This is a genomic window from Candidatus Venteria ishoeyi, assembly GCF_030378065.1.
Classification (GTDB): domain Bacteria; phylum Pseudomonadota; class Gammaproteobacteria; order Beggiatoales; family Beggiatoaceae; genus Venteria; species Venteria ishoeyi.
Genome location: NZ_JAUCGJ010000002.1, coordinates 63188 through 86339 on the forward strand (window position 1 = coordinate 63188; position 23152 = coordinate 86339).

Below are 23152 nucleotides of genomic sequence, written 5' to 3' on the forward strand. Positions count from 1 at the left end.
GAATTACGTAATATCAGTTATAAATCAAAGCAAAACCCTGAATGATACTGCGCTATGCCATAATGAGCAATCCTTAATTGTGCGATTTATTTTAAGTTTCGATACACTTCACGCCGATGTCCAATACGCAACACCTCAATTAACAAGGTTTCATCAAAAATATCATAAACAATTCGGTAATTCCCTACTTTGATACGATATGCGTTATCCATACCCATAATTTTTCTGGAATCCAATGGTTTAGGCTCCATAGCTAAAGCTTCTATTTTGCCCAAAATACGTTTTTGTAAAGACCGTTCCAACTTTTCAAAAGTCTTGGCAGCATTACGATTAAACGCAATGCGATACATCACAAACCAGCCTTGGCTTTCAAGGTTTGCAAAGAAATCGTTCCCTCACTGATATTTTCAGTACGGGCTTTACGAATCGCCTGTGCATCCAATAAATCCTCCAACATTTCCTCATCAAGCGCCGTCCACAAACGTAAACTGGCCTCTAGCAAAGCGTCTTTCTGTTCAATGCCACTAATTTGCATGGCCTGAGCCATCAATTGTTCATCAATATTTAATGTTGTTTGCATAAATACCTCCCAAAATTTTGTTTCATTTAGGTAGCTCGCAAGAAATAATGTACCTGGAATGTGCAGGATTTTTATTCGCCTTCAAGGCACAAAAACAGGCGCATAATCATTCTATGCAACTATTTTTGTAACGCCGAAGACGGGTAAAAAGACCCGCAAAACAGCTATATTATTCGCTGCGAGTTGCCTTACTTAAGTGTACATAAAAAATATACTACACACATGATAACCGTACTTTTAATTACTGCCTTGTGCTTGTCCTGATACAACACTTGCTTATATACTGTCTGGCAGCATTGTCGCCCTCATAAACACGTAGGAAAATACATGACAAATCAAACATCTAAACTTGTTTACACCTTCACGGACGAAGCCCCGGCACTGGCAACCTATTCTTTCCTGCCCATTATTAAAGTATTCACCCATGCCGCCAATGTTGCGGTGGAAAGCAGTGATATTTCCCTGGCAGGACGCATTATTGCAAATTTCCCTGAAAATCTGACTGCCGAACAACAACAAGTGGATGCCCTCGCACAACTGGGTGAGCTGGCAAAAACACCAGCAGCGAATATCATTAAATTACCCAATATCAGCGCCTCAATTCCACAATTGATCGCAGCGATTAAAGAGCTGCAAGCGCAAGGTTACGCTATTCCTGATTATCCTGCCGCGCCGCAAAATGACGCGGAAGCCGCTATTAAAATCCGTTATGCCAAAGTGCTGGGCAGTGCAGTCAACCCGGTGTTGCGTGAAGGTAATTCCGACCGGCGCGTTGCGGCGGCGGTCAAACAATATGCACAAAAACATCCGCACCGGGTGGGCGCATGGACAAAAGATTCCCAGTCACATGTCGCGCATATGGACGGCGATGATTTTTATGGCAGCGAACAATCTGTGGTGGTTGATGCAGCGGGTGAGGTCAAAATTGAACTGCTTGCCGATGACGGTACAAGCACTGTGTTAAAAGAAAAAACACCGGTACAGGCAGGTGAAGTGATTGATGCCGGGGTCATGTCCATTAAAGCCTTGCGCGCTTTTTATGAAAAGGAAATCAGTGCCGCCAAGGAACAGGATATTTTGCTGTCTTTGCACGTCAAAGCCACCATGATGAAAGTCTCCGATCCCATTTTATTTGGACATGCGGTGACGGTTTATTATAAAACGGTGTTTGAAAAATATGCCGACACCTTTGCTGACTTGGGCGTGAATCCCAATAATGGCCTGGGTGATGTCTATGCTAAAATCCAGAATCTGCCGGAAGCGCAACGCAACGCAATAGAAGCGGATTTACAGGCCACTTACAACACCCGTCCCAGACTGGCAATGGTCAATTCTGATAAGGGTATTACCAATCTTCACGTCCCCAGTGATGTGATTATTGATGCCTCTATGGCGGCAGCAATTCGCACCTCTGGCAAAATGTGGGGGGCTGATGGTGAGGCTTATGACACCAAAGCCATGATTCCTGACCGCTGTTATGCCACTATTTATCAGGAATGTATTAAATTCTGCCAGGAGCATGGCGCGTTTGACGTAACAACTATGGGCAATGTCGCCAATGTCGGTTTAATGGCGCAGAAAGCCGAAGAATACGGCCCCCACGACAAAACCTTTGAAATCCCCGCCAATGGTACGGTACGGGTACTTGATAACAGTGGCCAAACTCTGCTGGAACACAGCGTGGCGCAAGGCGATATCTGGCGCATGTGCCAAACCAAAGACCTGCCGATTCAGGACTGGGTGAAACTGGCGGTCAATCGCGCAAAAGCCACCGCTTCTTCCACAGTTTTCTGGCTGGATGAAAATCGCGCTCACGATGCCAATCTGATTAAAAAACTTAATCAATACTTGCCTGAGCATGACACCAGTGGCCTTGATATCAAAATCATGGCTCCGGTACAGGCCATGCGTTTTACCTGTGAGCAGATTAAAGCCGGTAAGGACGTGATTTCCGTCACCGGTAATGTCTTGCGTGATTATTTAACCGATCTCTTCCCCATTCTGGAACTGGGTACCAGTGCTAAAATGCTCTCTATCGTGCCTTTGCTGGCAGGCGGCGGTTTGTTTGAAACCGGCGCGGGTGGCTCGGCCCCCAAGCACGTACAGCAATTTGTTGATGAAGGCCATCTGCGCTGGGATTCTTTGGGTGAATTCCTGGCACTTGCCGTGACCCTGGAAGATGTTGGGCGCAAAACCAATAATAAAGATGCGCTGTTGCTGGCGGCAGCACTGAATACCGCCAACAGCAAGTATCTGGAAAATGCCAAATCACCTTCGCGTAAGGTCAATGAATTAGACAATCGTGGCAGCCATTTTTATCTGGCGTTATATTGGGCGCAAGCCTTGGCGAATCAGGATGAGAATGCCGAGTTGAAAGCAAAGTTTGCAGCATTGGCCCAGCAACTGAGTGATAATGAAGCGAAGATTCTGGATGAACTCAATGCCGCCCAGGGCAAACCGGTTGATATTGGCGGTTATTATCACGCCGATATTGAGAAAATCAGTCAGGCAATGCGCCCCAGTGTGACGCTGAATGCGGCATTGGCTGCGCTTGTGTAGTGCTTGGCTTGCTCCCACGCAAGGCGCGTGGGAGCCAGAAAATAACAGGCCGTTATGACAAGGTGATACCCTAATTTGCTGATTTTGGATTTAAATATTGCGCTAAAGCAGCGAGTCCACCTTTGAGAATAAATACTTGTTTAAAGCCAATATGGCGCAGTGTCAGTGCAATCACACTGGCTCTTGAGCCTTTTGCGCACAGTACAACAATTTTTTTATTGTCAGGCAGACGTTGGAGATTTTCAGGCTTAAATACCTGTCCCATAGGAATATTTAAGGTATCAGGTAGATTAGTGCCCATAATTACCCGTTCTCCAGGGGTTCGCACATCTAAAACCACCAGTTTTTTACCTGATTTTATTGCCTTGACAAAATCTGGTACTTTGATCATCTGCATGGATTTAGCGCTGGCTTTCCCTGTAAATGGTTGAAACAGTTGCGCATAAGAATCAGCAAGCTCGGTGTCATAAGCAGGCACAGTGGTAACTGCAAACAAGCTCATAATGACTATCACTAAAATTTGTTTTATGTTCATGATAAACACTCCCTGTTAAAACAAGGTTTTACGTCCCCGTTACAGCGAAACAATCATTATCCCTGCTTATTTAAGTATAGTCTGATTATTTAACTATGCTCTGATAAATTAACACTTGTGTATTTGCTATTGATTACTGAATCAGGCATATTTATTCAGCTTATTTAACCCGAATTCGACATAAGGCTTTTTCTATTTATAACGAATTCTGTTGATCCTTTGTTTTAGCCCTGAAGGGGCAATATTAATATAGCCCAGGGCAGCGTCCCGGCTAAGCAAAATAAGATTGACCAAGCCCTGAAGGGGCGTAATAATGGGTATTGATATTGTTATTTCGCCCTTTCAGGGCTTGACTCAAAATAATTACCTGCCCAGGGCATTGCTTTGGGCTATAAGTATTACGCCCCTTTGGGGCTTGGGGACTGATTTAATCCTTCCAACAGGTAAAGAAAAACCATGCTACATTACGGTGATCTCGCACTTTCCCCATTTCGCTGCGAACAACTGCAACAAAAAGTTCCGGCATTAAGCGCAATCAGTGCACGTTTTATCCATTTTATTGAAATGGATCACAGCGCAGCGGCAACCGAGCAAAGCCAGCTTGAACATTTGCTGTCTTATACCGTTAATGAAGAGCAGGTGCAGGAAAGCAATAACCCTGCACAGCTACAATGGCTGGTGATTCCCCGCCCCGGTACGATTTCACCCTGGTCGAGCAAAGCCACGGATATTGCGCGTAACTGTGGTTTGCAGGGCATCAGCCGGATTGAGCGCGGTGTGTTGTGGCAACTGGGCTGTGAAACCACTTTCGATACTGCCAGTTTACAAATGCTGGATCAGCTGCTGCATGATCGCATGACAGAGATTTTATTGCCGGTATCGAATAACCAGAGTCTGGAGCAGGTAGAAGCCCGGTTATTTGCCCACGCCGAAGCGGGTAGTTTGGTGACAGTGCCGATTGCCAAGCAGGGTAAAAGTGCTTTGCAGCAGGCCAATCAAGATTTGGGACTGGCCTTGTCTGAAGAAGAAATGGATTATCTGGTGGAAAATTTCACGGCTTTGCAGCGTGATCCCAGTGATACTGAGTTAATGATGTTCGCTCAGGCCAATTCCGAACATTGCCGCCACAAGATTTTTAATGCCGATTGGGTGATCGACAAGCAGCCACAGGAGCAGTCCCTGTTTGGTATGATTCGTAATACCCATAACACCCACCCCGGCAAGGTGTTATCGGCCTATCATGATAATTCTGCGGTAATGGCTGGTTTTGACACGCAGGTGTTCAGCCCCAATACCCAGAATCATCATTACAGCTATCAGCAAGAAGCGGCGCAGATTCTGATGAAGGTGGAAACCCATAATCATCCTACGGCGATTTCACCTTTTCCTGGGGCGGCAACGGGTTCCGGTGGAGAAATCCGCGATGAAGCGGCAACCGGTCTGGGTTCGCGTACCAAAGCAGGATTAACCGGATTTTCTGTGTCCAATCTGAATTTACCGGATAAGCCTCGCGCCTGGGAAGATAACTACGGCACGCCGGGGCGCATGTCCACGGCGCTGGAAATCATGCTGCAAGCGCCACTGGGTGGCAGCGCATTTAATAATGAGTTTGGTCGCCCAAATCTGTGTGGTTATTTCCGTAGTTTTGAACTGGATGTGGCGGGTAAACGCCGGGGTTTTCATAAGCCGATCATGCTGGCAGGTGGTTTGGGGCATATCCGCCCCATGCATCTGGATAAAAAAATCATGCCGGTGGGCGCGAAACTCATCGTGCTGGGCGGCCCGGCAATGTTAATCGGTCTGGGCGGCGGTGCAGCTTCCTCCATGAATGCCGGACAAAGCCATGAAACCCTGGATTTTGCTTCAGTGCAACGTGGCAACCCGGAAATGCAGCGGCGCTGCCAGGAAGTGATTGATGCCTGTCGGCGCATGGGTGACGATAATCCGATTTATAGCGTTCATGATGTGGGCGCGGGTGGCTTGTCCAACGCACTGCCGGAACTGATTAACGACAGTGGGCGCGGCGGCATTATTGATTTGCGTAAAATTCCCAGTGCTGATCCTTCTTTGTCACCGATGGAATTGTGGAGCAACGAATCGCAGGAGCGTTATGTCTTGGCGATTGATGCCGAGCATCTGGATTTATTTGACAGCCTGTGTCAGCGCGAGCGTTGTCCTTATGCCGTGGTGGGCGAAGCCACAGAAGCGCAGGATTTGAAACTGCTTGACCCATTGCAAAACACCACGCCGGTAGAGATGCCGCTGCAAGTGCTGCTGGGCAAGCCACCGAAAATGCAGCGCGATGTCAGTCATGCTGCCGCGCCGGAACAAGCTTTTCCACTGGAACAACTGAATTTACAGGAAGCCATGCAGCGGGTGTTAAACCTGCCCGGTGTAGCGGATAAAACCTTTTTGATTAGCATAGGCGACCGCTCGATTACCGGTTTGGTAATTCGCGATCAAATGGTCGGCCCCTGGCAAGTGCCAGTTGCCGATTGCGCAGTGACTGCCAGTAGCTTTGCCGATACGATTGGCGAGGCCATGAGCATGGGTGAGCGCAGTCCGCTGGCCTTGCTGGATGGCCCTGCCTCCGGGCGCATGGCAGTGGGCGAGGCGCTAACCAATCTGGCGGCAGCACCGATTAAGGAAATGAGTGATATTGTACTTTCCGCCAACTGGATGGCGGCTTGCGGACAGCCGGGAGAAGATGCTGCCTTGTTTGATACGGTAAAAACCGTAGGCATGGATTTCTGCCCGGAACTGGGCATTGCCATTCCTGTGGGTAAGGATTCTTTGTCCATGAAAGCGGGTTGGGCGGAAGGGGATGAGCAGAAATCCGTGACATCACCCTTATCCTTAATTGTGTCTGCATTTGCACGGGTGGCGGATATTAACCGTTGCCTCACCCCGCAATTGCGCCCTGATTCTGATACCTGTTTATTATTGATCGACTTGGGGCAGGGCCAAAATCGTCTGGGTGGTTCAGCTTTGGCACAGGTCTACCAGGCATTAGGTGATAGCGTACCTGATATTAAAGCCAAGGATTTGCAAGACTTTTTCCTGGGTATTCAGGCGCTGAACCAGCAGGGTAAAATCCTCGCTTATCATGATCGCTCCGATGGCGGTTTGTATGCCTTGTTGTGTGAAATGATGTTTGCCGGACAGGGCGGTTTAAGCTTAACAGTGCCACCAGCGTTTGCAGCGGCTGATTTATTCCCTTATTTGTTTAATGAAGAACTGGGCGCGGTGATTCAGGTTAAAACAGATGACGTTGCTGCTGTGCAGGCATATTTTAAGCAAAACAGTGACTTTGGGGACAGTGTATTTGAAGTTGCAAGGCCCAATAATCAGGATAATCTGGAATTATCAGCGCTGGGGGTTAGCGATGCGCCCTATCAGCGCCAGCACTTGCAGCGTTTATGGTCAGAAACCACCTGGCAAATGCAAACCCTACGCGACAACCCAGAATGTGCTAAACAAGAATATGACCGCCTGTTGGATGATAAAAACCCTGGTTTATTTATCCAGACAGATTTCCAGATTCAGGCACCTGCCGTGCAAAGCACCCGCCCACGCATGGCAGTGTTGCGCGAGCAGGGTGTTAATGGTCAGATTGAAATGGCAGCCGCTTTTGATCGCGCCGGTTTTGATGCCATAGATGTGCATATGAGTGATCTAATTGCCGGACGTGTGAGCTTAAAAGATTTTCAGGGGCTGGTGGCTTGTGGCGGTTTCTCTTATGGTGACGTGCTGGGCGCAGGTGGTGGCTGGGCAAATTCCATTCGTTTTAATCAACGTGCTTTTGATGAATTTAATCAGTTTTTCCACCGTGGTGACAGCTTTGCCTTAGGCGTGTGTAATGGTTGTCAGATGATGGCACAATTACATGATTTGATTCCCGGTGCGGAACATTGGCCGCGTTTTGTACGCAATCGCAGCGAACAATTTGAAGCGCGGCTGGTGATGGTTGAAGTCACTGACAGCCCTTCACTGTTTTTGCAGGGCATGAATGGCGCGAAACTACCGGTGGTGGTGGCGCACGGTGAAGGTCGGGCGTATGGCGACAGCCCGGAAAATCTGGTGGCCTTGCGTTATGTGGATAATTACGGAAAAGTGACCGAAACCTATCCCGCCAATCCCAACGGCTCGCTGGGCGGTGTCACCGGCATGACAACTGAAGATGGACGCTTTACCATCATGATGCCACACCCGGAGCGGATTTTCCTCAGCAATCGTTTTTCCTATCTGCCGGAAAACTGGCAGGGCGAGGAAAGTCCCTGGATGCAGTTATTTTATAATGCCAGGAACTGGCTGGCCTGATTAATCTGAATGCGAAAGACCTTCCAGGTTTTGAAAACCTGGAAGGTCTGGCATCTGCTTGGCGATGCTGAAAATGCCAACATTCTATTTATTCTCAGGGGCTGCCATCATTCTGATGGCGCTCTCATGACAGTTTACCAACAACTTCTGAGTTCAGGTATAATCATAAGGAGTGAGAATTTTATAACTTCAGCAACTTGGCTGGTCTTTTTCTCCAGTTTCTGCATTTATTTCATCCTCACTCCTAAGCGATAATAAGGGGTGGCAGACTGATGGCAAAATATAATACGAACAGACGCAATCATCCTGGTAATAAGTTTCAGTCAGCGCAAAAACCGGCTAATGGAAAACAATTAAATGGTTTGGATGTACGTCTGGCTGCCGATCTTACAGAATTATTTCCTGCCACCCGTTCCGTCAATAAAGATTTTAAGCTATTAATTCGCGTTAAACCTTATAAAAAATGAGCATAAACTCGCACAATTGGAGCCTACTATTTTCATGAACAGCCATGCAAACTACCCCCAAACACGTTTACGACGGATGCGTCGTGATGACTTTTCCCGCCGCCTGATGCGGGAAAACCGCCTCACTACGGACGATTTGATTTATCCGGTTTTTGTGCTGGAAGGTCAGGGACAGCGCCAAGCCATTAGCTCCATGCCCGGTATCGAACGCTTGAGTATTGATTTATTACTAAAAGAAGCCGAGCAACTGGTTAAGCTGGGTATACCCGCAATGGCTTTATTCCCCGTCACGCCCACTGAAAAAAAATCACTGGATGCCGCTGAAGCCTGGAACCCGGAAGGTTTGGCGCAACGCACCGTGCGTGCCCTGAAAGCAGAATTCCCGGAGCTTGGGGTAATTACCGATGTGGCATTGGACCCTTTTACCACGCATGGGCAGGACGGCTTACTGGATGATGCCGGTTATGTGGTCAACGATGAAACCGTAACCGCGCTGGTTAAGCAGGCTTTATCCCATGCCGAGGCGGGGGCTGACATAGTTGCCCCCTCGGATATGATGGATGGGCGTATCGGCGGGATTCGCGCCATACTGGAACAAAACCAGCAGCGTAATACCCGCATCCTGGCCTATTCAGCAAAATATGCCTCCAGTTATTACGGCCCTTTCCGTGATGCCGTAGGTAGTGCTGCTAATCTGGGCACTGGCAATAAACAGACTTATCAGATGGATCCGGCTAACAGTGACGAAGCGCTGCGGGAAGTCGAACTGGACTTGCAGGAAGGGGCGGATATGGTCATGGTGAAACCCGGTATGCCCTATCTGGACATTGTGCGCCGGGTTAAAGATACCTTTGGCGCGCCTACTTTTGTGTATCAGGTCAGTGGCGAATACGCCATGCTCATGGCGGCTGCACAAAATGGCTGGTTAGATGAACGCGCAGTTGTGCTGGAATCCTTGCTCAGTATTAAACGCGCCGGGGCGGATGGGATTTTAACCTATTTTGCCAAATCTGCGGCTTTATGGTTGCAAGACAGCGCCTGATGTTCCGCTGATGAGTGGTCAGGTTGTTATTGTATCTGCTGCTGCCAGTGGTACCGCGCTTGCTGCCGTTGCCAGCGGTGCAGCTTTAATTGCGGCGGGCAGTATCGCCTATCAGATGTGGCGCAGCCACCAGGCTGAGCAACGCGCCCAGGCGCGTCAGCAAATGCGGGCAGCCAAGCAGAAACTGGCAGACTGGGAAAGTTTTCAAAGTGCGCAGGAAGCGGACATGAAACAACTACGCAACAGCCGTGAAGCGGCGCGTAACGCCTTGTCTGAATTAAGCCTGCAACAGCATACCATGCAACAGGAAAGTGAACAGGATTTGCCACAAACGGGCGCTCAGGCACAAAGTTTTCTGGATACTGAAAACATGGCTGTGGGTCAGCAACAATTGCAGCAGATGACAGCATGGCTGGAAAATCTGGCACCAGAGTTGGTTCAACAAAAAAATTCTCCCGTGCCAGCATTACAAGCACAGTTGCCACCTTTGCAACAACAATTGGCAAGTACGCCCCTGCTGGCATTGGAAAATATACGCAACTTTGTTGCCACAACTCAGCGCAGCATCACCCACTTTGCCGAGCAACTCAACACCCAAAGTCAGCAGGTGAAGCACATTCAACAACGCGCCAGTAACCTCCTGGAAACGTTACTGACTTATCAACATCTGGCAGAAACTGGTACCCAGCAGGAGGAAGTGCTGGCGCTGCAACAGCATTTACTCACCATTTTGAATGAGCCAAGTGTACAAACCGGTGCTTTGGATGTGCTGGAGAAAAAATCACAACAATTACAAGGAAGTATTGATAGCCGTTTAGAGGAAGCCGCCCTCCAGGAAACCATTCGTTCACGGGTGGATTTTCATTTGCAAGCGCTGGGCTACAGTGCTGTCAGTTCCAGTCAGGAAGGTTTGCAAAGCTGGCAGATTCCCGGCGGTGAGCAAGTCCGTTTTGCGCTGCAACCCAATTATAAACTCAGTTTTCAGGTTGCGCACGAGCGAGAACAGCGTAGTGAGGCGGCTTTAAGTCTGGCAGAGCGCGCATTTTTACAACAGCAGGAAAACAAGTGGTGTAAAGACCTGCCTAAACTGTTGCAAGCACTGAAACAGGATGGTTTTCAATATCAGGTCGAGTTTGAAAGCCAATTACCGGAACAGGCGATTCCGGTTGTAGTATTAGAAACCGTGGAAGCGATATTAGCTGAGCAGGAAGCAGAAGAAGTGCGCTTTGTAGACCCGGCGAAAAAATATCATACAAAATAAATTTATCCTTGTAGAGAAATTTAATAATGAACAAAACCCATCGTTTGTCTCATCACTTATTATCTGCTTTATTACCCAGTCTATTATTACTTCATGCCTGTACTGATACCGAAATACGCCCTGAAAACCCGGCTAAAAGCAGCGTAGCAACTACGGATGCGAAATCTGATGCTCAATCTGACAAGGGCGCTGATAAAAATCGGGAAGCGGGTATTAAGCAAGCCATGGAACAAGGCTTAAAAGCTTATGAAGGCCAGGATTATAAGCGCGCCCTGCCCATTTTTCAGCAATATGCCAACACGGGTATTGCCAGAGCGCAATATGCTTTAGGACTGATGTATGCCAATGGTGAAGGTATTCAGCAAGATGAGCACAAGGCTGCGCACTGGTATTTAAAAGCGGCGCAACAAGGGCATATGGCGGCACAGAATAATCTGGGCGTGCTGTATCGTAATGAGCGTCTTGCTGGTTTTAAGCAAAGTGCAATAAAAGCCAGTACCCCTGAAGAACATGCGCTGTACTGGTTTAATTTGGCTGCCAGACAAGATAATGCGCAGGCTCAGGTAAATCTTGCCAGCCTCTATTTTCAGGGTAAAGGCATTCCCAATAACTATCCTATGGCAGCAAAATGGTTTGAGCGTGCGGCATTACAGGGACATGCGATGTCCCAGTTTAATCTGGGGGTGATGTATGCTCATGGTAAGGGGGTGGAGCAGGACTTGGTAAAAGCCACCTATTGGTATCACCAGGCCGCCATGCAGGGCGATGTGAAAGCGCAGTTTAATATTGCTGTATTATATGAGGCTGAGCAAAATGCGCAGGGTAATCTGGCGCGCACCATTCATTGGTATCAACAGGCAGCTAAGCAAGGAGATAGCGAATCTCAGCGTAAGTTACAATTGCTGCAACAGAAAATTGATGCTGAACGTAACAAGCTGGAAACCAATTTACCCGCGCTTAAACGAGCAGCAGCAGAGGGTGATGCGCAAGCACAATTTGACTTAGGCGTATTCAACCGCCAGGGTTTGGGTCTGGAAAAAAATCTCACCCAGGCCGCAACATGGTTTCAACGGGCAGCAAAGCAGGGTATGGGGGAAGCGCAATATAATCTGGCGTTGATGTATCTACGGGGGGAAGGGGGGCAACAGACACCGGAACACGCTCAGCAACAAGCTGTTATCTGGCTGCAAAAAGCCACAGCACAAGCCAGCAGCAAAGCTTTCCCCCCCGCTGCCCGGCAATTAGGCAACTTATATTTACAAGGACTGGGCATCAAAGCCGATCCGGGTAAAGCCATATATTGGTTACGGCAGGCGGCGCAAGCGGGACAAGTCAATGCCGCTCATCAATTAGGCACCTTATATCTGCAAGGGGAAGCGATTCCTAAAGATGGCAATGAAGCCTTGCGCTGGTTTCAACAAGCCGCGCAAACCGGTCATATCGATGCTCAGCATAATCTGGGCATGATGTATGGCTATGGTTTAGAAGTACCTGCCAGTGAGCAGGAGGGCTTAAAGTGGTTGCGACTGGCAGCATTTCAGGGGCATCCTGAAGCACGTTTTGTCCTCGGTAACTGGTATGAGTCGGGTAAAGGCGTTGATAAAGATCTGCTGCAAGCGCGTTATTGGTATCTGCAAGCAAAAAAAGCCGGGCGCAAGCTGCCGCAAGCCCCATCAACTTCAACCAACCCAACACTGGAACCCTGAGCAATGCGTGATTTAAGTATTGGTATCGATTTAGGGACTTCCGGTTGTCGTGCCGTTGCGCTGGATGGGCAGCAACATCCTTGCGCCTATGCGCAGACGGATTTGCCAACTTCACAACGTCAGGACAATACCAGCACTCAGAATCCGGAAGATTGGTGGAATGCCGTTTTTAGCGTCATGGCTGCCTTATGCGTACAAATTGATCCTGAACGGGTAGCAACCATCAGCATTGATGCGACTTCAGCCAGCGTCTTAATGACCGATGAAAATGGCAAGCCATTGAGCGAAGGTTTAATGTATGATGATGCTCGCAGTTTGTCACAAGCGCATCTGTTACAAGAAATGGCACCTGTACCAAGCCTCACGCACAACCCCACTTCCAGTTTGGCAAAATATCTGTATTTACGATCACGGTTGCCACAAGCGCGTTATTTTCTACACCAGGCAGATTGGATCACAGGACGTTTATTGGGTCATTATGGTTTCAGCGATGAGAATAATTGCCTTAAACTGGGTTATGACCCCCAACATCAGCAGTGGGCGGCATGGCTGACAACGCTGGAACAAGCCGGTTTAATCAACTGGCAGCAATTCCCCGCAGTTTACCCTCCCGGCAGTATATTGGGGCGGGTGCATCCACAATGGCAGGCACAATTTGGTTTATCTGCTGACAGCTATATTTGTGCAGGCACTACCGACAGTACCGCCGCTTTTCTGGCAACGGGGGCCAGTCTGCCGGGTGAGGCTTTGACCATACTGGGTTCAACGCTGGTGGTTAAAATTTTATCAGAACATCCGGTGAATGCCCCGGAATACGGTATTTATAGCCAGCGCCTGGGTAATTTATGGCTGGTAGGCGGCGCATCAAACAGTGGTGGCGCGGTATTACGTCAATATTTTTCTGATGCGCAAATGCAGGAAATGAGTACCGCCTTACGTCCGCAACACAGTACGGGTTTGGATTATTATCCCTTATGCGCGCCGGGTGAACGTTTCCCCGTAGCGGACAGTCACTACCCCCCCAAATTGACACCGCGTCCAGAACAAGACAGTGTATTTTTTCAGGGGATGCTGGAAGGGATTGCCAATATTGAGCAACAGGCCTATGCGCGTTTGCAGTCGTTGGGCGCGCCTGTGTTAAAATCCATTCGTAGTACGGGTGGTGGCGCGCGTAATCCGGCCTGGACGCAGATTCGGGCGCAAAAATTAAATGCGCCCCTGCTGGATAACATCTATCATGAAACCACCTGCGGCGCGGCTGTTTTACCTGCTTATTATGTGCGCTCAATATCGACATGACATCAACATAGGGCAAGGAAATCAAAAATGACTTTTCGTTATCTCTGGGGACTACTTTATCAACCGGCGCTGACTTGGGCGATGATTCGTGACACACCTTGTTCCATGGGCGCATGTTATGCCCGCCATGTTTTGATTTTACCCTTGATTCCTGCAATTTCTGCTTATTTTGGCATGACCCAAATTGGCTGGAAAATGGGTTTTATTCAAAATTCAGTATTTTTAACCCCGGAAAGTGCGCTGCCAATGGCGGTTTTATCCTGGTTGGCGATGGTTGCAGGTGTATTCTTTATGGCTTATATGCTGCGTTGGATGAGCAGTACCTATGCAGCAAATCCCAATTTTACGCAATGTATATTACTGGCTTTATATATTGTCAGCCCACTGATGTTATCAGGTTTCATGTTTATCTATCCGATGCTTTGGATTAATTTATTGTTAGCCCTGCCTGCACTGACCTATACCATTTATCTGCTTTATCTGGGACTGCCCATTGTTATGCAAATTCCTGAAGAGCGCGGATTTTTATTTTCCAGTGCTATACTTATGGTTGGTCTGATTGTACTGGTTGCCATGTTGGCAATGACGGCACTGCTATGGGGATATGGCTTAGCGCCCAACTTTACTTCCTGATGTTATGCAGCCACTTTTTTTAAGCTATGGAGCGAGAATTTTAGTGATTGAGTCTGCAAATATATATCATTAAAAATCCTATGAAACTGTCACTGAAAAAAAAGATTATCCTGATCATGGCGCTTACCTTGGTAAGCGCTATTGTATTGATTGCTATTGCTGATTATTTCCGTATCCAACGGGATATTACCAACGAGCACCTGAAGGATGCGCGCGATATCCGCGCCATGCTGATGGCCACCCGTCGTATTTATCATCACCAGTTTCTCGATAGCGGTCTACCACTCAATGATAAAACTCTGGGCTTTCTGCCTGCTCACGCCTTGACCCGAATTTCTATAGATTTTCCTAACTGGTCAGAATCGGGTATGAGTTTCAATAATGTCTCTGACCGTCCGCGCAATCTTACCCAAAGTGCTGATGAACTGGAACTGGAGGCAATGGACTGGTTTCGTGCCAACCCGGATGCACACGAACGCCTGATATCATTCAGAAATAAACAAGGCCGTTTCTCCTACCACTACAGCACACCTATTTATGTAGAGAGATACTGCCTGAAGTGTCATGGCAACGAGCAGGATGCACCCTCTACCATTGCCAAACACTATAATACAGCCTTTAATTACAAAGAGGGCGATCTACGCGGCCTACTGAGCATCAAGTTACCATCAGAAGAAATCAGCACAATACTCTGGCGGGAATTAGTCACCGAAGCCGTGATTTATTTATTCCCTCTACTCATCGCTCTCGGCTTGTTGTTTCTGCTATTAGAGCGTAATATTCTCAGGCATTTGAGAAACTTAAACAATGCCAGTGCCAAAATAGCCAATGGGGATTTTTCCATTCGCCTGCCGACTACTGTAGAAGATGAGTTAGGACACACTATTATAGCTTTCAATATAATGGTGAATGCGCTGGGTGAACGGGAGCGAGAGCAGCAATTTTTGCATGAAAAAGCTGAGTATGCCCGGCGGCAGATGGAAGCAGTTTTGAATAATACAACATCGCTCATCTATATCAAGGATCTGGAGGGACGGTACAAGTTCATCAACCGGCAGTTTGAAATATTGTTTCATATCAGCAATGAAGAGATTCATGACAAAACGGTGGCTGAGCTGTTTCCACCGGAACAGGCGGAGTTCATGCACAGTAATGATATAAAAGTTATTGCAGAGGACAAAGCTGTGGAGGTGGAAGAGGTTATCAGGCAGGATGACGGCATTCATACCTATCTAAGCATCAAGTTTCCCCTTAAATCGACAACGGGAGAAACTTATGCCATCTGTGGTATATCCACTGATATTACTGTGCGCATTCAAATGGAGCGCACTGCCAGCAAACAGGCTGCAATCTGGCAATCTCTGATGTCATCCACAACCGAAGCCATCTTTGGTCTGGCTAGCGATGGTATTTGTACCTTCTGTAATCCCGCCGCGCTCCAGATGTTGGGTTATAAGAATACAACCGAACTGGTAGGTAAAAAACTGCACCCACTGGTTCACGCCCATCATGCCAATGGTAAGGAGTACCCTCACACCATCTGTCGTATGCAACATGCTATCAAAACCGGTCAGGTACTCAAAGTGGAGGATGAAGTTTTGTGGCGTGCTGATGGGAACTGCATTCCCGTCATTTATCGTGTTACCCCAATCTATGATGCTGATAAAGTCACTGGTGCGGTAATTACCTGTGAAGATATTACTGAACATCTGGCGACGCAGCGGGAAAACGAGCAACGAATGGAAGAACTGGAGCAATTCAACCGGTTGGCAGTAGGACGTGAACTGAAGATGATCGAATTAAAAAAAGAGATCAATGCATTGCTGCATGAACAGGGAAAGGATCCGCGTTATCACTTGCACTAATGAATAAAAATCCTGTGCCCAGTTTCTGCATTTATTTCATCCTCACTCCTAAGGAGTGAGGATGAAACATGCCTAAGGATAGTAATGATTATAAATTCATTAATTTTATTAAAGGCTTATCAATTGAAATGTCAACAGTTGCTCATGTCAGCGATGAGCTTATTGTACCCACACAAAAGCCAGTTTATATTATTGATATTCTCCAGGACAAGTTGCAAAGGTGGCAGGAGGCCAGTTTCACCCATCCCACCTGTGATAAATAGGCAGCAGATATTGCTGGGCAGATTTTAATGGCAAACAGATGAATCTATTGCCTAAAAGAATTAAATATCAGCTCCTGACCCTTTGGCTGGCATCTATCATGCTGGTGTTGATGCTGGTCGGCGGCTTATTTTCCTGGCTGTTTTCAGGTATGCAGGAAGAGAGTGCAATTTTTGATATGGAAGCAACATTCCATATTCTGCAAAATGAGTTGACCAGTCGTCTTGAGGCCTTGCAAAAAAGCACTACCTATCTGGCAGCGCAGGAAGAACTTATTGCCACCGCTCATCTAATCGATAAGTTTCAGGATCGTGTAAACTATCAGCCACTGATTTTTGATGAAGAAAAGCGCAAACTGGCAACCCACTTGTCCCAATACCTTATGGCCAGCAAGGTAGATGGACTGATTATCCACGACAGCTCTCTTGTTCCAGCAGCCTTCAGTCTGTATCAAGGTCGGGAGAAGGGGTATTTATCCTATAATGAGGGCAAGCCAGTACCCCGTATTGATGTACTCGGAAATGAAACATTCCAGCCGATAAAAGCCATTCCTGACAGGCTGAAAACGACCCGCCCCGACATCAGCCGCCAGGGTCAATGGCTTGTCGGTCATCAGCCATACCTCTCCATCACCTACACCCAGCCCTTGCTGAGTAAGCCTTCTCAAGGGATACAGCAAATCGGTCTGATCACCGCTTCCATAATTCTGGATGATGTCTTCATGGCGTATATTACCGCAAATTCCAACCTGCATTTTGCTCTGAGTCTGGATGGTAAAACCTGGCATGGTAAAACCTGGCGTGGTGATGCTGCTTATGAGAAAACCATGCGTAAGCGCATCCAACACTGGAACATCGAACATAAACACAGCAAACATGATAACGCCAAACATAGCCATGAGGAAAAACTGTCGCTACGGATACATAATAATTCTAGCACTCATACGCTGCAACTGGCCCCCGTGCAATATCTCTTTAGTGCCGAGCATTTTGTTGGTAAAACCTATTTGACCCTGCCCGGTGGCATTCGCATATTTGTACTCCTGGCAGAACACCAAAATCCACTATTTACCGTGCTGAATACTTATCAACGCGCCATTTACTGGCTACTGGCAATTGCCGCATTGCTATTTATTCCTGCCGGAATTCTACTGTTAAATCAGATTATTAGCAGACCCCTGGAACAACTCAGTGTCGGTGTATCTAACTTCAAAGCGGGTAATTTCAAGAAACTGACAGGCTTTGCTGAGGGCAGCGAAACGGCTGAACTGGCCCATGCATTCAATGATATGGCACACGATGCCCTTAGCCGTGAAGTTGAACTGACAACACTGTCACGCCAGCATGAGCAGGCCAGACTCCACTTGGAACAAGTCATCAGCAACACCAACGTAGGTATCTGGGACTGGAGGGTGCAAAGCGGTAAAGTCGTATTCAATGAACGCTGGGCGGAGATCATTGGTTACAGTCTGGCAGAACTGGCCCCCGTCAGCATTAAGACCTGGATGATGCATGTGCACCCTGACGATCTGGAGGACTCGAATAAGGCATTAAATGCGTATTGGAATGGTGAGCGCAAAAGTTATCAGTATGAGTCACGCATGCGTCACAAACAAGGACATTGGGTGTGGGTGCTGGACAGTGGTCGAACCGTGGAATGGGATGCTGATGGCAAGCCCCTGCGCATGATTGGCACTCACTTTAACATCACTGAACGCAAACAGACCGAAATGATGATACGAAAAAGCGAGGACAGGTTCAGGGCTTTGATCGAATCGACTGCGGACTGGATTTGGGAACTTGACCCTCAAGGTAATTTTACCTTCACCAGCCCCCGGGTGTACGATATTCTTGGCTACAGCCCGGAAGAAATTGTCGGTAAAAAGAGCAGTTTTGATCTAATGCCAATGGATAAGGCTGAAAAAGTACGTTCTGAATTTAAGGTGTTAATGGCAAAAAGAGAGCCTTTTAATAATTTGATTAATCTAAATCTCCACAAAAATGGTCAGCAGGTGATCCTGGAATCCAGTGGCCGTCCTTTTTTTGATGATGCGGGTAAACTTCTTGGCTATCGCGGTATTGACAGAGATATCACTGCACGCAAACAGGCTGAGGCTGAGTTGAAGCAACATGTCCAGGAATTGAAACAAGCTCGCAAGGCCACTCTCAATATGATGGAAGATGCCGATGTGGCTCGGCAAAGGCTCAGTACCAGCGAAAAGAACTTTCGCAGTTTTTTCGAAACCATGGACGACATGATTATTATCACCGACCAGCAAGGTGCGTTGTTGTTCACCAATGACGCGGTAATACAGACGCTGGGCTATTCTCCTGAAACACTCAAGACCATGCATATCCTGGATTTGCATCCTGCGGATAAACGCCGAGAAGCCGAGGTAATATTTCACAAAATGCTTACAGGCCAGATTAGCAACTACCCATTGCCACTGGAAACCCAGAACAGTCAACAGGTACCGGTGGAAACTCGGGTATGGTTCGGTGAATGGGATGGCAAAGCCTGTGTTTTCGGCCTGATCAAAGATATCACCGAACGCAGAAAAGCTGAAAAAGCATTGCTGGAAGCCAAAGAGGCCGCTGAACAGGCCAGTCGCGTCAAATCTGAATTTCTTGCCAACATGAGCCATGAAATCCGCACCCCGCTCAATGCGGTGACCGGAATGGCCTATCTGCTCCAGCAAACCTCTTTAGGTGATAAGCAAGAGGCGTATGTCGATAGTATCCAACGCGCCATGAATCATGTCATTAGCCTGATCAACGATCTTCTGGACTTCTCCAAAATGGAAGCTGGCAAGCTGGAATTGGAATCGGTGTCTTTTGAACTGAATCAGATTCTGGATAAACTTTATGACTTTGTGGTACCGATGGCTGAACACAAGTCACTGGAAGTACTGTTCAAGGTCTCGGCAGCAGTACCCTATGCCTTGATAGGCGATCCCACACGCCTGGGTCAGATTTTGATCAACCTGGCTGGCAATGCAGTCAAATTCTGTGATACGGGCGAGGTGGTTATTGCCATTGCAGTGGAGCGCAGGGAGGATAACAGCGTATTACTGCGCTTTAGCGTCTGCGATACTGGTATTGGCATGAGCAAATCTCAGTTGGAACGACTGTTCGAGGCATTTCAACAAGGTGACAGCAGCACCACCCGCCGCTACGGTGGCACCGGCCTGGGTCTGGCTATCAGTCGCTATCTGGTGGAGCAAATGAATGGAGAGATTGGAGTCGAGAGTGTATTGGGAGAGGGTAGTGAGTTCCATTTCACAGTATTACTTGACGTACAACCAGGGGCGCAGCCCAATCTTTTCAAGGTACCGAAGAAACTGCGCAGTACGCATTTTCTGGTGGTTGATGATAATAGTACTTCACGTGAGATAATAAAGGAAATTCTGCACACTTTGGAATTTAAATGTACCACGGTGGCTTCTGGCCGGGAGGCCATTGCTGAGCTGAAACGAAGCTACCATGTGGAACAGCAGTGCTATGACATTATTCTGCTGGATTGGCAGATGCCGGAAATGGATGGTATCGAGACCGCTAAACGCATCAACACCGACCCGATGCTACCCGAGCCACCAAAAATTCTCATGATCAGTGCTTTTGCCGAGGCGCAGGTGATGCCGCAGGCGCAACAGGCTGGTATATCAGCTTATCTGCATAAACCAATTAATCCTGCTACACTGTTTAACAGCATTATGCGTCTGCTGGATCAGGATGTCGCCAAGGCTCGACAGTACAAGCCCAGCCCTGAACCTTCATTACCCCGGTTCAAAACCAGTACAGGACATATCCTGGTCGTGGAGGATCAGCCAATCAACCGTCAAATTGCCAGTGAAATTTTAGAGCATAATGGTTTCACGGTAGAAACGACAGAAAATGGGAAATTGGCAGTGCAACGTTTGCAACGAGACCCAAAAAGCATCAACTTGATATTAATGGATGTACAAATGCCGGTAATGGATGGCTACGAAGCCACCCGGCGTATTCGCCACCTGCCAGGTTGCGCCGAAATCCCCATTATTGCCATGACGGCCCATGCTATCAGGGAGGAGCGTGAGAAATGTCATGAAGCCGGGATGAACAGCCATGTTTCCAAACCGGTGGATGTCAATCAACTCCTTACTGAACTAACTCATTGGCTACACCTGGAACCTACTAATAAGGCGCAAAAATCAGCCATTACTGATGCCGGGTTACCTGCATCCGTGCCTGGTATCAACTTGACTGATGGCCTTGCCCGGGTCATGGGTAATCACAAACTCTATACACAGTTGTTACGAGATTTCTCCGAGCAATCCCGTCCATTGCTGGAGCAACTGCACAACGATACAGTGACAAATGCTGCCGCAACGGCTCATATCCTGGCAGGCAGTGGTGGCAACCTGGGTATGATCGCATTGCGTAAATCAGCCAAGGCACTGCAACAGATTTTAGAAAGCGGCGGAAATACTGAGGAAGCCTTACAGCAACTTGAGTACTGCTTTGCTGAGGTTGTGAGTTCTATTGATAGCCTTGATTTAGTATCATCCCAGGTTAACGAGTCCAACAGATCAGGTGGTGAAAGTCTGCGCCAGATTGCACCACAACTAGAAAAACTTGCTGACCTGCTGATTGCCAATGATATGGATGCCGCTATGCTGTGTGAACGCACCCTGACCACCCTGGACACAGATAGCGCTAAAGTGCTGCAACCGGTAAACAAGCACATCGCTGCACTGGATTACGTGCAGGCACTACGCCTGTTACAACAAATTATGAATTAAGGCATTAGTATGTCAGAACAAGCACAAAAACCCACCGTGCTGGTAGTCGATGATGCTCCAGATGGTATCCATATTCTTAACCAGATCCTGGCTGACAAGTACCAGGTGATATTTGCCACCAACGGTTCTAAGGCCCTGTCCATCGTCCATGCACAGCGACCAGAGGTGATCTTGCTGGATATTTTCATGCCCGGCATGAATGGCTATGAAGTATGCCATGAGCTGAAGGCTGACGCGGCAACGCGGGATATCCCGGTAATCTTTATCAGTGCCGAGCAGGGCATGGAAAATAAGATGGAGGCATTCCAGGCCGGTGGTGTTGATTATGTCACCAAACCGTTTCAGGCCACTGAGATCTTGGCTCGCGTTAATGTGCAGTTGGCTCTGGCGCAGGCGAAACAACAGGCAGAAGTTGCTAACCATGCCAAAAGTGCTTTCCTCGCTAATATGAGTCATGAACTGCGCACACCGCTCAATGCAATACTTGGCTTTGCACAAATATTGGAACGAGATGATAGTCTGGCGGACAAGCATAAACGAGAAATACGATTAATTCGACGTGGTGGTGATTATCTGCTGACTTTGATTAATGATATTCTGGATTTGGCAAAAATCGAAGCGGGTCGTTTTGAACTCCTTCCCTGCACCTGGAATACACAAAGTTTTTTTCAGGAATTAAGCTACATGTTTAAAATCCGTGCAGAACAAAAGGATATCCTGTTCCGCTATGAAAATTCCATCCCCTTGCCCCAATACCTTTATTGTGATGATAAGCGCCTGCGTCAAATCCTGATGAACTTAGTGGGAAATGCGGTGAAATTTACCGAACGCGGCAGCATTACTTTGCGCACCACTTTCGAGGCAGGCCAGTTGATTCTGGATGTAATAGATACGGGTGTTGGTATCGCGCCAGAGCAACACGACAAGATATTCGAAGCTTTCAGCCAAACCGGGGAAGATCACCATAAACGACAAGGCACGGGGCTGGGACTATCCATATCCCGTGCGCTGGTGGAAGCGATGGAGGGGAGCTTGAGTCTCACCAGTACACCCGGCATAGGCAGCACCTTTTGCGCCAAGATTCCAGTAGAAGTAATTTCCACGCATGCCGAGGCTATAGACAACACGGAGACAGGCCGTGTCATCAGCTATCAGCGCACGCACGGTGAAGGTAAGCTGCGCATTTTGGTGGTTGATGATGTGGCGGATAATCGTGAAGTATTGCGTGGTTTATTGGAACCGTTGGCATTTGCTATTGAAGAAGCAGGCAATGGTCAACGCTGTCTGGAAATTGTCCAGCAATGGCAACCGGATCTGATACTGCTGGACTTGCGTATGCCGGAGATGGATGGTCTGGAAGCAACCCGTGCCCTGCGCGCGCTGCCGTTGGAAATACCGATTGTTGCAGTGACCGCCCGTGCTTTTGAAGAGGATCGAGAGCAAAGTCGACGCGCTGGGTGTAATGCTCACCTTATCAAGCCGTTGCGCTTGGACAAATTGCTCGCCACATTAGCTCGCTTACTTCCCCTTGAATGGTGTTATAGCGAGGTAGTAACGGATACGGAAGAACCTGAGCAAAGCTTAAATGAAAGTCAACTGATGCAAATTGATACTGCAATAAAAAAAGGTGACATCATGACTATTATTGAATTTGCAGAGGCGCTGGTGCAAGACGGTTGCTGCCCTAGAACTGCCAAACAGATTCTGAATTTGGCAGAGGATTTAGATATTGCCAAACTAAAACGCCTGATGGAAACATTGCGAACAGGCTAAGGAATGGGAATTAAATAACTTACGCAGTTGGCGCAGGATTTTTATTCGTATTCTCAAGGCGCGAAAACAGG

Annotated in this window: 15 protein-coding genes; 12 read left to right on the top strand and 3 right to left on the bottom strand. The window is 47.9% G+C overall.

The genetic code is table 11. The features are described 5' to 3' along the window. Positions 1–86 precede the first annotated feature (86 nt). Together QUF61_RS01035 and QUF61_RS01040 are read right to left on the bottom strand one after the other, a co-directional pair. Positions 87–350 (bottom strand): type II toxin-antitoxin system RelE family toxin, encoded by a 264-nt coding sequence (locus QUF61_RS01035; RefSeq protein WP_286019525.1) that lies wholly within the window; start codon positions 348–350, stop codon positions 87–89. Further along, the gene (locus tag QUF61_RS01040) at positions 350–580 is read right to left on the bottom strand and encodes a type II toxin-antitoxin system VapB family antitoxin (protein ID WP_103921751.1); all 231 of its coding nucleotides are present in this window, start codon (positions 578–580) and stop codon (positions 350–352) included. Before QUF61_RS01040 ends, QUF61_RS01035 begins: the two co-directional genes overlap by 1 nt. A gap of 327 nt (positions 581–907) precedes the next feature. On the opposite strand from QUF61_RS01040, the gene QUF61_RS01045 reads away from it, so the two are divergent. Then, the gene (locus tag QUF61_RS01045) at positions 908–3139 is read left to right on the top strand and encodes an NADP-dependent isocitrate dehydrogenase (RefSeq protein WP_289680036.1); all 2232 of its coding nucleotides are present in this window, start codon (positions 908–910) and stop codon (positions 3137–3139) included. 70 nt (positions 3140–3209) lie between these two features. On the opposite strand, the gene QUF61_RS01050 is transcribed toward QUF61_RS01045, so the two are convergent. Beyond that, positions 3210–3674: a rhodanese-like domain-containing protein gene (locus QUF61_RS01050; RefSeq protein ID WP_103921514.1), complete on the bottom strand. Its 465-nt coding sequence runs from the start codon at positions 3672–3674 to the stop codon at positions 3210–3212. Positions 3675–4130: 456 nt separating this feature from the next. On the opposite strand from QUF61_RS01050, the gene purL reads away from it, so the two are divergent. The 11 genes from purL (at position 4131) to QUF61_RS01105 (ending at position 23081) form a co-directional block, all read left to right on the top strand. Continuing rightward, positions 4131–7994 carry a phosphoribosylformylglycinamidine synthase gene (gene purL, locus QUF61_RS01055; RefSeq protein WP_289680038.1) on the top strand — a complete coding sequence of 1288 codons (3864 nt, stop codon included), beginning with the start codon at positions 4131–4133 and terminating at the stop codon, positions 7992–7994. A 272-nt stretch (positions 7995–8266) separates the two neighbouring features. After that, entirely contained in the window at positions 8267–8461 is a 195-nt protein-coding gene (locus QUF61_RS01060; RefSeq protein WP_103921511.1) for a hypothetical protein, read from the top strand. Positions 8462–8495: 34 nt separating this feature from the next. After that, positions 8496–9503, top strand: coding sequence for a porphobilinogen synthase (hemB, locus tag QUF61_RS01065; RefSeq protein WP_289680040.1), 1008 nt, complete (start codon positions 8496–8498; stop codon positions 9501–9503). A gap of 10 nt (positions 9504–9513) precedes the next feature. Further along, positions 9514–10764, top strand: coding sequence for a hypothetical protein (locus tag QUF61_RS01070; RefSeq protein WP_289680041.1), 1251 nt, complete (start codon positions 9514–9516; stop codon positions 10762–10764). A 26-nt stretch (positions 10765–10790) separates the two neighbouring features. Next, positions 10791–12470 carry a tetratricopeptide repeat protein gene (locus tag QUF61_RS01075; protein WP_289680042.1) on the top strand — a complete coding sequence of 560 codons (1680 nt, stop codon included), beginning with the start codon at positions 10791–10793 and terminating at the stop codon, positions 12468–12470. Positions 12471–12473: 3 nt separating this feature from the next. Further along, a complete protein-coding gene (locus QUF61_RS01080; protein WP_289680044.1) occupies positions 12474–13769 on the top strand; it encodes an FGGY-family carbohydrate kinase in 1296 nt (431 codons plus the stop codon). Between the two features lie 27 nt (positions 13770–13796). After that, entirely contained in the window at positions 13797–14402 is a 606-nt protein-coding gene (locus QUF61_RS01085; RefSeq protein ID WP_103921506.1) for a Yip1 family protein, read from the top strand. 116 nt (positions 14403–14518) lie between these two features. After that, entirely contained in the window at positions 14519–16267 is a 1749-nt protein-coding gene (locus QUF61_RS01090) for a PAS domain S-box protein (protein WP_177428591.1), read from the top strand. 68 nt (positions 16268–16335) lie between these two features. Beyond that, a complete protein-coding gene (locus tag QUF61_RS01095; RefSeq protein WP_103921504.1) occupies positions 16336–16530 on the top strand; it encodes a hypothetical protein in 195 nt (64 codons plus the stop codon). Positions 16531–16568: 38 nt separating this feature from the next. Next, positions 16569–21308: a PAS domain S-box protein gene (locus tag QUF61_RS01100; RefSeq protein WP_289680047.1), complete on the top strand. Its 4740-nt coding sequence runs from the start codon at positions 16569–16571 to the stop codon at positions 21306–21308. Between the two features lie 9 nt (positions 21309–21317). Further along, entirely contained in the window at positions 21318–23081 is a 1764-nt protein-coding gene (locus QUF61_RS01105; RefSeq protein ID WP_103921502.1) for a response regulator, read from the top strand. Positions 23082–23152: the final 71 nt, after the last annotated feature.

Excerpts from the sequence above, each read along its gene's own strand:
- QUF61_RS01035 (WP_286019525.1), bottom strand. The coding sequence starts at position 350 with ATGTATCGCATTGCGTTTAATCGTAATGCTGCCAAGACTTTTGAAAAG.
- QUF61_RS01040 (WP_103921751.1), bottom strand. The coding sequence starts at position 580 with ATGCAAACAACATTAAATATTGATGAACAATTGATGGCTCAGGCCATG.
- QUF61_RS01045 (WP_289680036.1), top strand. The coding sequence starts at position 908 with ATGACAAATCAAACATCTAAACTTGTTTACACCTTCACGGACGAAGCC.
- QUF61_RS01050 (WP_103921514.1), bottom strand. The coding sequence starts at position 3,674 with ATGAACATAAAACAAATTTTAGTGATAGTCATTATGAGCTTGTTTGCA.
- purL (WP_289680038.1), top strand. The coding sequence starts at position 4,131 with ATGCTACATTACGGTGATCTCGCACTTTCCCCATTTCGCTGCGAACAA.
- QUF61_RS01060 (WP_103921511.1), top strand. The coding sequence starts at position 8,267 with ATGGCAAAATATAATACGAACAGACGCAATCATCCTGGTAATAAGTTT.
- hemB (WP_289680040.1), top strand. The coding sequence starts at position 8,496 with ATGAACAGCCATGCAAACTACCCCCAAACACGTTTACGACGGATGCGT.
- QUF61_RS01070 (WP_289680041.1), top strand. The coding sequence starts at position 9,514 with ATGAGTGGTCAGGTTGTTATTGTATCTGCTGCTGCCAGTGGTACCGCG.
- QUF61_RS01075 (WP_289680042.1), top strand. The coding sequence starts at position 10,791 with ATGAACAAAACCCATCGTTTGTCTCATCACTTATTATCTGCTTTATTA.
- QUF61_RS01080 (WP_289680044.1), top strand. The coding sequence starts at position 12,474 with ATGCGTGATTTAAGTATTGGTATCGATTTAGGGACTTCCGGTTGTCGT.
- QUF61_RS01085 (WP_103921506.1), top strand. The coding sequence starts at position 13,797 with ATGACTTTTCGTTATCTCTGGGGACTACTTTATCAACCGGCGCTGACT.
- QUF61_RS01090 (WP_177428591.1), top strand. The coding sequence starts at position 14,519 with ATGGCGCTTACCTTGGTAAGCGCTATTGTATTGATTGCTATTGCTGAT.
- QUF61_RS01095 (WP_103921504.1), top strand. The coding sequence starts at position 16,336 with ATGCCTAAGGATAGTAATGATTATAAATTCATTAATTTTATTAAAGGC.
- QUF61_RS01100 (WP_289680047.1), top strand. The coding sequence starts at position 16,569 with ATGAATCTATTGCCTAAAAGAATTAAATATCAGCTCCTGACCCTTTGG.
- QUF61_RS01105 (WP_103921502.1), top strand. The coding sequence starts at position 21,318 with ATGTCAGAACAAGCACAAAAACCCACCGTGCTGGTAGTCGATGATGCT.